Below are 12,632 nucleotides of genomic sequence, written 5' to 3'. Positions count from 1 at the left end.
GTCTAAAACCTAATTACTCCTGTCTTGGCGGGAGATCAAGCCGTTTCATTGAAAATCTGATGTTCCACTCGCTAATTTACATATTTTTACATAAAACCCGTTATACTTCTGTCTAAGGCTCCTAGGGAAAAATGGAATAGTCACTGATAATTACGTTGATTCTGTATTGGAACGGGAAAGTTATTCACCGACAAGCTTTGGGAATCTTGTTGCTATCCCCCACCCCCTTGAACCCAAAACAGATTCCACATTCTGGTCCATCGTTACTTTAAAAAAGCCGATACAGTGGGATGACAAACCAGTACAAATCGTTTTTTTGTTAAATATTAATCAGAACAAAAAAGACGATTTAAAACCGATGTTCAATACATTGGTGAAACTGGTCGACAACAAAATTCTCATCCATCAGCTTCTTCAGTGTAAGTCCTATAATACGTTCAAAAATAAAATCGTTAACGCTTAAAGTACAATGATCATACATTGTGCTTTATTTTATGTCATTAATTTTTTACCACTGCTAACGGAAAAAAAACCACTTCATATGAATACGCTTACAAACTATAATGAAATTAACTCAATAATATATGCATAAGGAAAGGGATGCAGCAATGATGAATGAACCAATGAAAATAGCTGTGATTGGAGGGGGGTCTTCATATACACCGGAATTACTGGAAGGAATCATACTTAACCAGGAAGTGCTGAATGTTTCTGAAGTATGGTTGGCGGATATTCCGGAAGGGAAAGAAAAGCTTTCCGTGATTGAAGATCTGTCCAGACGCATGGTTAATAAAGCAAACAGGCAGATAAAAATTGTAGCCACTATGGACCGCCGTGAAGCTATAAAGGATGCCTCCTACGTTGTTACGCAAATCAGAGTCGGACAATTAAAAATGCGACGGAATGATGAGTATATTTCGATTAAACATGGTGTGATCGGGCAGGAAACAACTGGTGCCGGTGGTTTTATGAAAGCACTAAGAACAATTCCGGTAATGCTTGATATTTGCAAGGATATTGAAGAACTTGCACCTGACGCTTGGCTGTTAAACTTTACAAACCCAGCCGGTATTATCACCGAGTCTATTTTGAAACATAGTAATGTAAACGTAATCGGCCTATGCAACAACCCCATTAATTTCTATAAAAAATTCGCAAAAGCATACAATACGGCCGTGGAAGATATCAGTATTAATTTCATAGGAATCAACCACCTCATCTGGATAACAGATTTGTATATTAGAGGTCAGTCAAGAATTGATGATATTTTAACCGGAAAATCGGAAACCTACGAGGCAAAAAATATCCCCTCATTCGGCTGGGATACAGATTTCCTGCAGTCACTTGGGGCAATTCCATGTGGATATCATAAATATTATTATCAAACCGATCGAATCCTTGAAGAGCAGCTGGAGCAGTATAAAAACAATGAAACGCGTGCTGACCAGGTGCAAAAAGTAGAAAAAGAGTTATTTGAAATCTATAAAAATCCAGCTATTCAGGAAAAACCGGCTGCTTTGGAACAGCGAGGTGGAGCCTACTATTCAGAGGCAGCAATTAATCTGATTAAATCGATTCATTTAAACTCAAAGAAAATTCATACGTTAAATGTCCGGAATAACGGAACCATTTCGTGTCTGCCGGATGACGTCAGCATCGAAGTGAATTGTGTCGTTGAAAATCATCAGACAACGCCACTAAAGGTTGGCGATGTTCCACCTCAAATCAGGGGTCTGCTCCAAAATGTGAAAGCATATGAAGAACTAACGGTGGAGGCTGCTGTGACCGGGGACAAAGGAGTTGCACTGCAGGCATTAACACTACATCCTTTAATACCGTCATCAGGTAGAGCGAAGGATATTTTGGATGAAATGCTGGAAGTGAATAAACCCTACTTGCCTCAATTCTGACAAACGATTAAGAACAACATCATTAAGGGGGTATCAACAAGTGAAGATCACCTTGTTATGTGCTTTAGGAATGAGTACGAGTCTGTTAGTAGAGAAAATGAAAAAGGCGGCAGGCAGCAGATCGATTGATGTAGAAATCGAAGCCCATTCTGCTGATGATATTGATGAGCAGTTGAAAACATCAGATATCATCCTGCTCGGACCACAAATTCGCTACAAAAAGAATGAGTTGTATAAGAAAGCTGAAGCAGCAAACGTTCCAATTGATATTGTTGACATGAAAGCTTATGGAACGATTGATGGGGAAAAAGTGCTGAATCAGGCACTGCAATTAAATAAATAGATTGACTAGGGAGGAAATATTATGAATCATTTTAACGCTTTTATGGAGCGTTATTTCATGCCGGTCGCCGGAAAAATGGCCGAGCAACGCCACTTAAAGGCAGTCAGGGACGGTATTATTGCCACAATGCCATTGTTGATCATTGGCAGTGTTTTTCTGATCATTTCGTCGCCGCCGGTAGAAGCGTGGTCAGAATTTATGGCGCCGTATGCAGACGCATTAAGTATTCCGGTGGATGCCACATTTGGCCTTATCGGCTTGGTGGCAGTATTTTCGATTGCATACAGTTTGGCTAAGAGTTACGGGATAGACGAACTGTCTGCAGGTGTACTGAGCTTATCTGCTTTTTTTGTCGCAACACCGCTTACAGAGAACGGGAATATTCCGTTAAACTTAATGGGAAGCGAAGGATTATTTATTGCGATTGTTTTAGCACTATTTACGGTTGAAGTATATCGTTTTTTTGAAAATCGGAATATTGTTATCAAAATGCCTGAGACAGTCCCGCCCTCTGTTTGGCGAGCGTTTACAGCACTGATACCAGGTGCAGTTATTATTGCTGCTGTTTGGGGTGTCGATTTAATCTTGAAAGCATCATTCGATTTATCCTTGCATGGTGTCGTTGGGGCTATTCTGCGTGAGCCACTGCAAATGTTTGGAGGAAGCCTGTGGGGTGCACTTATAGCTGTTTTGCTTATTCACTTGCTCTGGTCTTTTGGTATCCACGGAATTTCAGTTGTTGCCAGTGTTATGGCCCCGATTTGGTACAGCTTAACTGAAGAGAACGTGGCTGCACATCAGGCAGGAGAAGCTTTGCCACACATCATCGGCCAGCCATTTATGGCAATCTGGTGGGCTGTTGGCGGATCAGGTATGGCACTGGCTTTAACGATACTTATGGTCTCACGTGCTAGGTCTAAACATTTGAAAGGCCTTGGGAGAGGTTCAATATGGTCAAGTTTTTTCAATATCAGTGAGCCGGTTGTGTTTGGCGCCCCAATTGTAATGAACCCGCTCCTGGTTGTGCCGTTTATTCTTGCACCGATCGCTGTAGCCTTAATAAGTTACTTCTCCATGTCGATAGGACTTGTCGGGAAACCATATATCATCGTTCCATGGACGACACCACCGCCGTTTTCAGGTATTCTGACAACAGGTGACTGGCGCGGAGGAGTATTAATGATGATCAACATCGGTGTTGCACTTGCTATTTATTACCCATTTTTCCGTTTATATGATAAGAAGCTTCTTCAAGAGCAAAAAGCTGATGATACGGCTGCCGCCACAAAGGAAGACTAGGAGACTATAAATGAACTCATCGAAATTAATTGTTAATGCTGATGATTTCGGTTTAACCCCGGGCGTATCAGCAGGAATACTTTATGCGCACCAGCATGGTATATTAACCAGTACAACCGCAATGGTAAACACAGAGTTTTCAAAAGAAAGTCTGAAAGATGTGAACAGGTTTCCGAATCTTGGAATTGGCTTGCACTTTGTATTGGATGCAGGCAAGCCAGTTTCCTCTTCAGTCAGTAGTCTGACAGATACAAAAGGTAACTTCTTGAAAGGCCGGTCACTTATCGAGTCTGCCAAAAAGTCGGATATTAAGGAAGAGCTTGTATCGCAGCTTGAATTGCTTTACAAGTGGGGGATAGATACGACCCATATCGATAGTCATCATCACTTGCATCTGCACATACCTTGTGCATTGGAGGCAATTGTCGAAGTTGCAGAGGTGTATAAACTTCCGATAAGGTCATTTTCAGATTCTGTACTTGAATTTGTTCCGACCAGCGATTATTTCCGTTACGATTTCTATGGAGATGATAACGTTACTTCTGATTACCTCGAACGTATATTGTCTGATTTGCAACCTGGAGTAACCGAGATCATGTGTCACCCTGCATTCCTGGATCCGTGGTTAAGCAAGAAAAGTAGCTATAATTTTACTAGAACCAAAGAGTTAGGTATTCTTGTGAACAGCAGGCTCAGAAACTTGGTAGAAAAACACTCAGTCGATTTGATCCATTTTGGAGGGTTAGTAAATGAACCATGAGGATTTTTCAATGAACATTATTTTACATGCTGGGAATGCAAAGGGCTATTTACATGAATCATTACAGCTCGCAAAAAACGGCGAATTTGAACAAATTGACTCAAAAATAAAGCAAGCAACAGAGGAACTTTTAAACGCGCATAAGATACAGACAAAGTTCATTCAAGAGGATGCAGAGGAAACAATGGAAAATATACCGGTTATTTTGGTTCATGCACAGGACCATTTAATGACGGTAATGTCAGAAAAACAATTAATTATAGAATTGATTGAGATGTATCGAAAGCAGCATGACATGAATCTGAAACTGGATATGTTATTAGAACAGGACAGTCCTACACTACGGTAATACATTAAAGAGGTAACGAGGGACTAAAAATGGGGACTGTCCTAACCACACTAATGTGATAAAGTGGAAAGAGACAGTCCCGTTATACTTGAATCATCGTTCTGATTTAGGTTTAATTACCTTTTTCCCAACCTCGTGTTTATATCCGTGTAAACACTATTAAAAAATCTGCTTCCCTACAACTTCACTCGCTCTTTATATTTTTCAATTAATTTGTTGTTATGATCATCCGCTCCTTCAATATTACCACTTAGAAAAACCGGTGGGTAGAAGCCGTCTTCAGCCATTTTCTTAATCGATTCGGCCAAGATGGCATTTAATATTGTAGCGCCAATGACTGTGGAACTTGGAGAGAAGTTCACATCCACTTTAGCATGGGATAAAAGAGCATCGCCTATAGGTGCATGATTATTGATAACAAGGTCAACCGCATCAAACAAATGCTCCCCACTCGTATGTCGTGATGGTTGACTTGATGAGTATTCGATTGATGTAATACCAATCACATAAGCACCTTTTTCCTTAGCAATCTTGGCTGCGTCAACAGGCACAGGATTTCTTCCGGATGTCGAAATGACAAACATGACATCACCTGTCCGAATGTCCTGTTCATCCATAAATTCCACTGCATAATCATTTTTCCGTTCAAACGAAGAAGAACGAACGGCTCCTTCATGCAACATCAGTGGCTCATGCAGAATCGGGTGTAAGGGGACCAGTCCGCCTGCCCGATAGTAAACCTCTTCCGTTAAAATATGAGAATGACCGCAGCCAAATAAATGGACTACACCATCACGTTGAATTGCGTTTGATACCTTATCGGCGGCTCGCTCTAATACATCTGTTTCTTCTTTTTCAACGACAGCAAGTAAATCAGTTATATTGCTGAAATAATTATGAATCATCATAGACCCTCCACCTGTTCATAAAGTTCCATAACCTTGCCAGGAATTGTTTCACCTGTTTGTTTATCAATTGTTGAACCAAAAATATGAGGCATAAAAAACTCAACTTCTATATCCTTTACACCTGCCAGGATATCCTTAATATTACTTGCATTAATCCCGCCTGCAGGTTCGATTCCTCTAATACCATTAGCCTGTGCGACTTTGGTTAAATAAATAAGTTCATCTAAATGTTCTGTTCCATTTACGGGCATCATCTTAATGCTTTCAATGCCCAGGTTAGAGGCAATACTAATAAATTCCTCTACTTTAATCCTATTTCCGGAGTTAGCCAGTTGTATTTTTCCAACTTCACCAGCCGGTTTAACAAGCGCATTGACCAATTGTTTCTGTCGGTCTTTTCCATCAAGGTAACCAAGTGAATAAGCAGCTGTTTCAAATGGTTGGTTTAGATGACCCGGTTCAGAGGCTGCTGCAATATCCAATACTTTTTTCCAGTTATCCACGTTACCGCTTCCGCCTAAGCCAACACTTACAATATTCGATACTGATTTAAGTTCCTTTACTTTTTTTACGGCACCTTCAGCCGAGTTGAAATTATCTGAAGTAATCCCCGGAACCACATACCCATGTCCCGCTTCCATAACATTTGCAGCATTTTCCGCATCTTGTGCCAGGAAATTAAATAAAAATTTATCATGCAATTTCTGTATCATAATCCTTCACACCCTACCCAATGAATCATTAATAAGTTTAACCATGTTATCCAATGCGATATCCACTATATACTTACCTTTTTCTTCTGTAGCAAGTTTGGCATCACCAAGTACAGCTGAATCAGTGAATTCCTCCCATGAGGTAGGCGTCACATCGGCATGAGCCGGGATATCAGGTATGTCGGTAATGGCTTTTTCCATATCTGTATATTCGGGGACTAAATAAAGCATATAAGATGTTTCAATCTCACAAGCATGAAAATACGTATTATGCGCCGTTTTCGTTTCCCTGACTTCTGAGGCTGCCTTATTCATGCCAGGGTAGAAGAAATAAAAGACGCGCATATCAGGACACGTTTCATACAAAACTCGAGCCGCCTCTTTTAGTGCTGTTCCGTTCCCCAGATGACCGTTGACCATTGCAAATGTCGTAAAACCCTGATGATAAAGGCTCTCACCGATATCAACCAGAAAACTGATTATGGAATCGTTCGTGATATTGATACTGCCAGGGAAATTTCGAAGGCTCCACACTTGCCCATACGGCAATGTCGGCAGCACCAAGCCATTCACACGTTTAGCCAGTTTTTCAGCTAACCGCTCAGCCAGTAAATTATCCGTGCCCAGTGGGAGATGCGGTCCGTGTGCTTCTACTGCACCGACCGGCAAAATCGCTATTTTAGAGTTATCAATCTTTTTTTTAATATCAAACGAATTTTCGTACTGAAATTGCATACCAGTTTCACCGTCCATTATTTTTTAAAGGTAAAGCATCGTTTTGGATTTTGCACAAAGAATTTGTCAACTAATTTTTTACCATCAAAACCATTTTGATCGGCTTCTTCAATAAAACGCGGCACCCATTTTCCGAGAATGTTTTCGAGTCCCAGCCCGTAGTCATAATGTTTGTAGTAGCTCTTTCGGGCAGTATCGCCACTTACCAAAATCTGATCTTCGTATCCTTTATTGACAAGTTCCAAGATACAGTGGATACGTGTGCTTTCCGGGGCATATTTTATTTTTGAAATACCATCAAAAGAAAGAAATGCTCCAGTCTTCGCGACTTTTTCATGATAAAATGGATCCGGATTACGATCCATATGACCGAAACTCATATATTCCAGGTTGATCCCTTCACTTTTAAGAATTTCAATTTGCTCCAGTGCCATCGTACCAGCTTCCGTATGTGAATGCATTGGAGCTTTCGTTTCGTGATGGGCTCTAGCTACAGCACGCAACGTTTTTTCTTCCAATGGGGTTATTCGATTATACCCTGTGCCGAATTTCACTTGACCTCCAGGTATATTGGTACATTCCAGACCTTCTTCAATTTCTCTGACAACAAATTCGGTAAGTTCGTTGATAGATTTATCATTTATCCATTTATAGTAAGTGCTGTAATCACCAGTAACGTTTTTCAAATGATCAGGAATAGCAGCATTCCAGAGAAAACTTTTATTAAAGCCTGCTGTTCCAATCAAGGTAACCCCTGTTTCCTCAGCGATCTTTTTAACCGCTTGTACATCACGTCCGTAGTCGATGGCAGTTGCATCTACTATAGCCTGGCCACCGAGGTTTTTGAAGTCCAGTACGTCCAGTTTTGACTTCTCTTTATCATCTAGCAATAGATCATCAGCCTGCTGTTCCACCCAATATGGCGGTCTGCATACAATATGTTCATGGGAGTAAGTGAAACCCAGTTTATCCGGGTCAATATCACCATGGAATGTTCGAATAAAACTCATAACAGTCACTCCTTTTAATGTTGTTTAATTAAAAAAGGGGGGGAAAGCCAAGAGCCCTCCCCGTTATATTTTGCTGATCAGCCAAACAAGAGCTGTGATACAAAGCGAATAATCGGGCCTAAGATAAACATGTCTGAGTCCGCAGCCCACATGGCTGTATCCGGTATCGTGTCTGGAAGCAGCATTCTTACCATGATATATTGCCCCCAGGCTACAACAGTCGCTGTAATGAATCCGCCGATTACAGCACCTCTCGCACCCCCTGTTGCGTTACCGAAAACACCTGCTGTCGCGCCATGGAAGAACAGCACGATCATTGTTGGAACAAACACATAGCCAACAGCATTCCCTAAAACAACCAACCATACTAATCCGCCTATAAATGCTCCAAGGAAACCTAAGATAACAGCATTAGGGGCGTACGGGAACAGAATCGGAGCGTCCAAAGCGGGTTTTGCCCCTGGGACAATTTTTGTCGCGATACCTTTAAACGCTGGAACCATTTCACCAATGAACATGCGCACACCTGCTAACACAACAGCAATACCGGCAGTAAAGGTGAATGATTGAATAATCGCATAAACGATAAAGTTCTGATCACCTGCTGACGCTACTAGTTCCTGGGCTCCAGGTGTATCTTTGAAGGAAACAACAATGGCACCTGTCAGGAACAATAGCCCCATTGTCAGGGCAGTAATAACGTTCGAATCACGTAAAAATTCCAAGCCTTTCGGAACTTTAATTTTTTCAGAGTCATTATCTTTATTTCCCAGCAACTTGCCTGCCCAGGCAGAAAGTAAAGAGACTGACGCAGAAGTGTGTCCCAATGCGACATTATCATTGCCCGTTATCTTACGCATAAACGGTTGAACGATTGCTGGCTGGAGTGTCCAGTAAAGTCCCATTACAACCGCTAAAAATAGGACAAGCTGCCAGAAGGAAACATCGTTTACACTTTGAACAACGATTCCTGCAAAAATCGTTGTTGTCCAAAACATCATATGACCGGTTAAATAAATATACTTAAATCGGGTAAATCTGGCTATTAATACGTTAAGAATAAAACCAATTGTCATTGCCAATGCGACCGCGCTTCCGTACTGACCAGTAAATGCTTCTTGACCCATATAACCGCTGAACGATTCAGATTCCAGATTAAAAACTTCAGCCCATAATGGTTCAAATACCGTTAATGCCCCTGATATGATATCGGAACCAGCGGTTATAATCAGAAACCCAATAATAGCCTTAAATGTTCCACTGATTATTTGACTGCCTGTTTTCTTTTGTACCAGAAGTCCTATCAGTACAATGGAGCCAATTAAGATCGCCGGCTGACCAAACACGTTAGTAGCCAGCCACATGACGACGTTCATGATTGCATCCATTTTAAATTCCCCCTATTTATTATTAGACAAATCAGTGATTAGTCTGCAATATGCTCATCAATTGCCTGATTGATCTCATCCATGTCAAAATAATTATTCACTATAATCACTTTGGCAGAATGGCCCCCTAAACTTTCCGCCAATTCATTGCTCGTAATGATATAATCTGCCTGCATACTTGAAGCCGCTGATACATCTGTATGTTCTACATCTGCTTGAATACTTCTTTCGCCAAGCACCTGTTCCACATTCATTTTCAAGATCAGACTAGTACCTTGTCCTAAACCACAAACTGTTAAAACTTTCATCATAGCTTATCTCTCCATTTCTAATATTGTTTGAACATCTTCTAAACTATCAGCATTTATCAATGCTTCTACATTACGAGTGTCATTCAAAAGACCCGTTAATTTTTTCAATAAGGTTAAGTGCTCATCACTGGATGCAGCGCCTAAACCAAAAACAAGCTGAACAGGGTCGTTCGTTTTATGACCAAATTTCACCGGTTCCTTCAGTTGTACGATTGATACAGAGGCCTCCTTCACACCATCCTCAGGTCGTGCATGGGGAATAGCAATCTTGGGCGCCAGCACAAAATAAGGCCCATTTTCCTTAAAGGCGTTTACCATCGCGTCAACATAAGTTTCCTCTATTACCCCCTCCTTCAAAAGTAAATTTCCTGCTTCCTTTATGGCTTCTTCGGCGGTTTGAACCTCAGCCCCAACCTTTACCAAACGGTTATCTAAAAATTTCATAGAACTCCCAACACCTGCCTATTCGTCATTAACCTATTCTTTAAAATATGATTGAATCAACTTAATCAGTTCAGCTCGGCTTCCTGATCTCATGACTTTATCCTTCGCTGATTTGTCAGAAAACAACTGGGTCAGCTGTGACAAAGCTTTCAAATGCTGTTCGTTGTCTATTGATGCCAATACAATAATCATACGGACAGATTTACCCAGCAAATCAATCCCCTTATCAAGGAGCAGCAAACTCATTCCGGTTTTGTTAACACCCTCATTTGGATTAGCATGCGGCAGGGCAATTTGATCAGAAATGACAATATACGGACCAGCATCCTTAACCATTTGAGTCATTTTTTCAATATAATTGCTTGTAATATATTTTTGGTCGAGCAATGGACGAGCAGCAGTGAAAATAGCCTCTTCCCAGCTCCCTGTACATTCTTCCACTGTAATCCTGTTTTCCGGCAATAGTTCAAGCAGGTCAGGTTTATTGTATCCGCTGTTCATCGGGATTGGTGTATAGAAATAAGTCTTTAATTCGTTTCGCAATGACTTTTCATCTTGTATCACCGCATAACGACGAATCATATCCATGACGGTATCAACTGACATGGTTTGCTGATGAGATCCGCCTTCAAATAAACTGTTTACTTTCTTCAGCAATTTTTCCTTATCCTCATTATTCAGTACGGGATTCACGACAAATACCGGTATGCCCCTATCAGGGAGTACGATCGTTGATATAATGAAATCTGCAATTGCTGGTAAATTATCTATTTCTTTATATTCACGCAATGAGGTGACACCGCTAATATCCACATCCGAAAACAGCCCTTCCAACTGACTTTCCAAAAGGCGCGATGTCCCTAACCCATTCGTGCAAACAATCAATAATTTTTTCCGTTTGGGTTCAAGCACGACGCCCTCTTTTCTTAACCAGCCACCAAAGTGCATAGCTATAAATGCGATTTCATTTTCATCAATTTTTTGGTCCATTAAATTTTCAACATGATGGATCACTTTTTTGGTTAAATGGAATATTTCGGGATAATTGTTTTTAACAGCTTTTTTAAGGATATTTTCAATACGAATCCCGTACTTTATCCGATAATACGTTGGCTTTAAATGTAAAAGAAGATTGCGTATCATTCGTTGCTGGTCCGGAAAAGCTACAGCAGCATACTTCTGAAAATCATAGACCATTTTTTCGACAACAGCTGTAAGTTGTTTCATTTCCTGGTTTTCTAATTGCAAATTAAGATTGTAGTTTACCTTTGCACTCAGCAGATATCGTGTAAAATAATCAATTTCTTCAGCGGGGATTTCTAGCTGAAAATAAGCTGATAGGCGATCGCACATTTTTTTCGCACCTGCGAACTCTTTTGTTGAATGGATCACTTCTCTTTCAGCAGGATCGACCTCGGCATAGTGACCTTGTTCGATACGCTGAACGAAAAAATAAAACCATACAACAAGGTCATTACGCACGTCATCTGTGATTTCAACTTCAACCTGCCGCTCATAATGATTTAAATCATTTTTTATTTCATATAAGTCATCAGCAGCCAATATTAAATAAGGTTGTATGCCCCTATGCGTTTCATTTAGATACGCCTCTTCCAAATCCTTCACAAAATTGAGCCAAAACTCCTTTGGAATGACATCTGATAAATACTGTAAAAGCAGTCTTCTGATTATGATTTCGTTGCCTTCGATTTTGTAGCCTTGATTTCTTTCTGCAACAAGCTTCACCTGATTGACGTCCAGCTCCTCTTTTAGCTTTTTAATGTCCTCAATCACGGTGTTCCGGCTGACCCGGAAAAGATTTTGAAAGCTATCAAGAAAATAAGGTTTTGACCGCCCCGCTAACCAAATATATATCCATGCTCTTCTTTCCGACTTAGAATACTCGTAGTAGCTTGTATCAGACGGATTTACTTTTTTCCATAATTGGTTTTTGACAGAACCCTCAAGATAAAGTCCCTTGCCTCTTACTTGTTTCACTTGTGATAAATTCTGATCCTTCAACCAATGATTGATTTTATCAAGATCGTTATAAATGGTACGTCTTGAAACGTTAAGAAGGTTCGCAAGTTTTTCAACAGAAATATAAGAATCCGCTTTTACAATATTGCTTAAGACAACCGTACTTCGTTGATCCACAAATTATCACCGCCGTATCCCTATAGTGACAAGTCTTATCCATCTCCCCTTATCTTTACTATACTCCATAGTAATTGCATTTATAAGACCAAATGAATCACACCCAAATATGCAAAATTGGGCTGAGTATAGTCTGATGAAATTGATTAGCAGCATTGAGCAAGTAGATCTTTTCTTCTAAACTCAACTTTCGCAGCACAAATTAGGCAGATAAGCCTTGATATAATTGGGCAAGGCGGAAAACCATTGATGTAATTGACCTTTGATTAGTTGTTTGAATTTGTTATTGGTCTTTTTTAAAGCAT

The 12,632-nt window shown here is 40.4% G+C and carries 14 protein-coding genes; 6 read left to right on the top strand and 8 right to left on the bottom strand.

From position 1 onward, the window contains the following. Positions 1-136 precede the first annotated feature (136 nt). From E4U82_RS20710 to E4U82_RS18620, 6 genes are all read left to right on the top strand, one after another. Entirely contained in the window at positions 137-463 is a 327-nt protein-coding gene (locus E4U82_RS20710; RefSeq protein WP_483414088.1) for a PTS sugar transporter subunit IIA, read from the top strand. Positions 464-611: 148 nt separating this feature from the next. Next, positions 612-1,910: a 6-phospho-beta-glucosidase gene (locus E4U82_RS18640; RefSeq protein WP_135111755.1), complete on the top strand. Its 1,299-nt coding sequence runs from the start codon at positions 612-614 to the stop codon at positions 1,908-1,910. 40 nt (positions 1,911-1,950) lie between these two features. Next, complete coding sequence (locus E4U82_RS18635) at positions 1,951-2,253, top strand: PTS sugar transporter subunit IIB (RefSeq protein WP_135111754.1); 303 nt, start codon at positions 1,951-1,953, stop codon at positions 2,251-2,253. A gap of 21 nt (positions 2,254-2,274) precedes the next feature. Continuing rightward, on the top strand, positions 2,275-3,552 hold the full coding sequence (gene celB / locus E4U82_RS18630; protein ID WP_135111753.1) for a PTS cellobiose transporter subunit IIC: 1,278 nt from the start codon (positions 2,275-2,277) through the stop codon (positions 3,550-3,552). Positions 3,553-3,562: 10 nt separating this feature from the next. Next, positions 3,563-4,312, top strand: a complete 750-nt coding sequence (locus E4U82_RS18625; RefSeq protein ID WP_135111752.1) for a carbohydrate deacetylase — start codon at positions 3,563-3,565, stop codon at positions 4,310-4,312. After that, positions 4,302-4,661: a PTS lactose/cellobiose transporter subunit IIA gene (locus E4U82_RS18620; RefSeq protein ID WP_135111751.1), complete on the top strand. Its 360-nt coding sequence runs from the start codon at positions 4,302-4,304 to the stop codon at positions 4,659-4,661. Before E4U82_RS18625 ends, E4U82_RS18620 begins: the two co-directional genes overlap by 11 nt. A 176-nt stretch (positions 4,662-4,837) precedes the next feature. Here E4U82_RS18620 and E4U82_RS18615 read toward each other — a convergent pair whose 3' ends face one another. From E4U82_RS18615 to E4U82_RS18580, 8 genes are all read right to left on the bottom strand, one after another. Then, positions 4,838-5,566 carry an SIS domain-containing protein gene (locus E4U82_RS18615; protein WP_135111750.1) on the bottom strand — a complete coding sequence of 243 codons (729 nt, stop codon included), beginning with the start codon at positions 5,564-5,566 and terminating at the stop codon, positions 4,838-4,840. Then, the gene (locus E4U82_RS18610; RefSeq protein WP_245183653.1) at positions 5,566-6,282 is read right to left on the bottom strand and encodes a KDGP aldolase; all 717 of its coding nucleotides are present in this window, start codon (positions 6,280-6,282) and stop codon (positions 5,566-5,568) included. The genes E4U82_RS18615 and E4U82_RS18610 overlap by 1 nt, the downstream gene beginning before the upstream one ends. 6 nt (positions 6,283-6,288) lie before the next feature. Beyond that, on the bottom strand, positions 6,289-7,017 hold the full coding sequence (locus E4U82_RS18605; protein WP_135111748.1) for a creatininase family protein: 729 nt from the start codon (positions 7,015-7,017) through the stop codon (positions 6,289-6,291). 17 nt (positions 7,018-7,034) lie between these two features. Further along, positions 7,035-8,027 (bottom strand): phosphotriesterase family protein, encoded by a 993-nt coding sequence (locus E4U82_RS18600; protein ID WP_135111747.1) that lies wholly within the window; start codon positions 8,025-8,027, stop codon positions 7,035-7,037. Between the two features lie 77 nt (positions 8,028-8,104). Further along, positions 8,105-9,403 (bottom strand): PTS ascorbate transporter subunit IIC, encoded by a 1,299-nt coding sequence (locus E4U82_RS18595; protein WP_135111756.1) that lies wholly within the window; start codon positions 9,401-9,403, stop codon positions 8,105-8,107. Positions 9,404-9,453: 50 nt separating this feature from the next. Continuing rightward, positions 9,454-9,723 (bottom strand): PTS sugar transporter subunit IIB, encoded by a 270-nt coding sequence (locus E4U82_RS18590; protein WP_135111746.1) that lies wholly within the window; start codon positions 9,721-9,723, stop codon positions 9,454-9,456. A gap of 6 nt (positions 9,724-9,729) precedes the next feature. After that, positions 9,730-10,170: a PTS sugar transporter subunit IIA gene (locus tag E4U82_RS18585; RefSeq protein ID WP_135111745.1), complete on the bottom strand. Its 441-nt coding sequence runs from the start codon at positions 10,168-10,170 to the stop codon at positions 9,730-9,732. A gap of 33 nt (positions 10,171-10,203) precedes the next feature. After that, a complete protein-coding gene (locus tag E4U82_RS18580) occupies positions 10,204-12,327 on the bottom strand; it encodes a BglG family transcription antiterminator (RefSeq protein WP_135111744.1) in 2,124 nt (707 codons plus the stop codon). Positions 12,328-12,632: the final 305 nt, after the last annotated feature.

Origin of the sequence: Lentibacillus salicampi (genome assembly GCF_004565465.1) — a bacterium.
Classification (GTDB): Bacteria; Bacillota; Bacilli; order Bacillales; family Amphibacillaceae; genus Lentibacillus; species Lentibacillus salicampi.
The sequence above is the reverse complement of the archived record's forward strand: the minus strand, read 5'-3'. Positions and strand labels throughout refer to the sequence as shown.

What these genes read in the sequence shown, in the direction of transcription:
- E4U82_RS18640 (WP_135111755.1), top strand. Translation starts at nt 612, where the DNA reads ATGAATGAACCAATGAAAATAGCTGTGATTGGAGGGGGGTCTTCATAT.
- celB (WP_135111753.1), top strand. Translation starts at nt 2,275, where the DNA reads ATGAATCATTTTAACGCTTTTATGGAGCGTTATTTCATGCCGGTCGCC.
- E4U82_RS18625 (WP_135111752.1), top strand. Translation starts at nt 3,563, where the DNA reads ATGAACTCATCGAAATTAATTGTTAATGCTGATGATTTCGGTTTAACC.
- E4U82_RS18620 (WP_135111751.1), top strand. Translation starts at nt 4,302, where the DNA reads ATGAACCATGAGGATTTTTCAATGAACATTATTTTACATGCTGGGAAT.
- E4U82_RS18615 (WP_135111750.1), bottom strand. Translation starts at nt 5,566, where the DNA reads ATGATTCATAATTATTTCAGCAATATAACTGATTTACTTGCTGTCGTT.
- E4U82_RS18610 (WP_245183653.1), bottom strand. Translation starts at nt 6,282, where the DNA reads ATGATACAGAAATTGCATGATAAATTTTTATTTAATTTCCTGGCACAA.
- E4U82_RS18605 (WP_135111748.1), bottom strand. Translation starts at nt 7,017, where the DNA reads ATGCAATTTCAGTACGAAAATTCGTTTGATATTAAAAAAAAGATTGAT.
- E4U82_RS18600 (WP_135111747.1), bottom strand. Translation starts at nt 8,027, where the DNA reads ATGAGTTTTATTCGAACATTCCATGGTGATATTGACCCGGATAAACTG.
- E4U82_RS18595 (WP_135111756.1), bottom strand. Translation starts at nt 9,403, where the DNA reads ATGAACGTCGTCATGTGGCTGGCTACTAACGTGTTTGGTCAGCCGGCG.
- E4U82_RS18590 (WP_135111746.1), bottom strand. Translation starts at nt 9,723, where the DNA reads ATGAAAGTTTTAACAGTTTGTGGTTTAGGACAAGGTACTAGTCTGATC.
- E4U82_RS18585 (WP_135111745.1), bottom strand. Translation starts at nt 10,170, where the DNA reads ATGAAATTTTTAGATAACCGTTTGGTAAAGGTTGGGGCTGAGGTTCAA.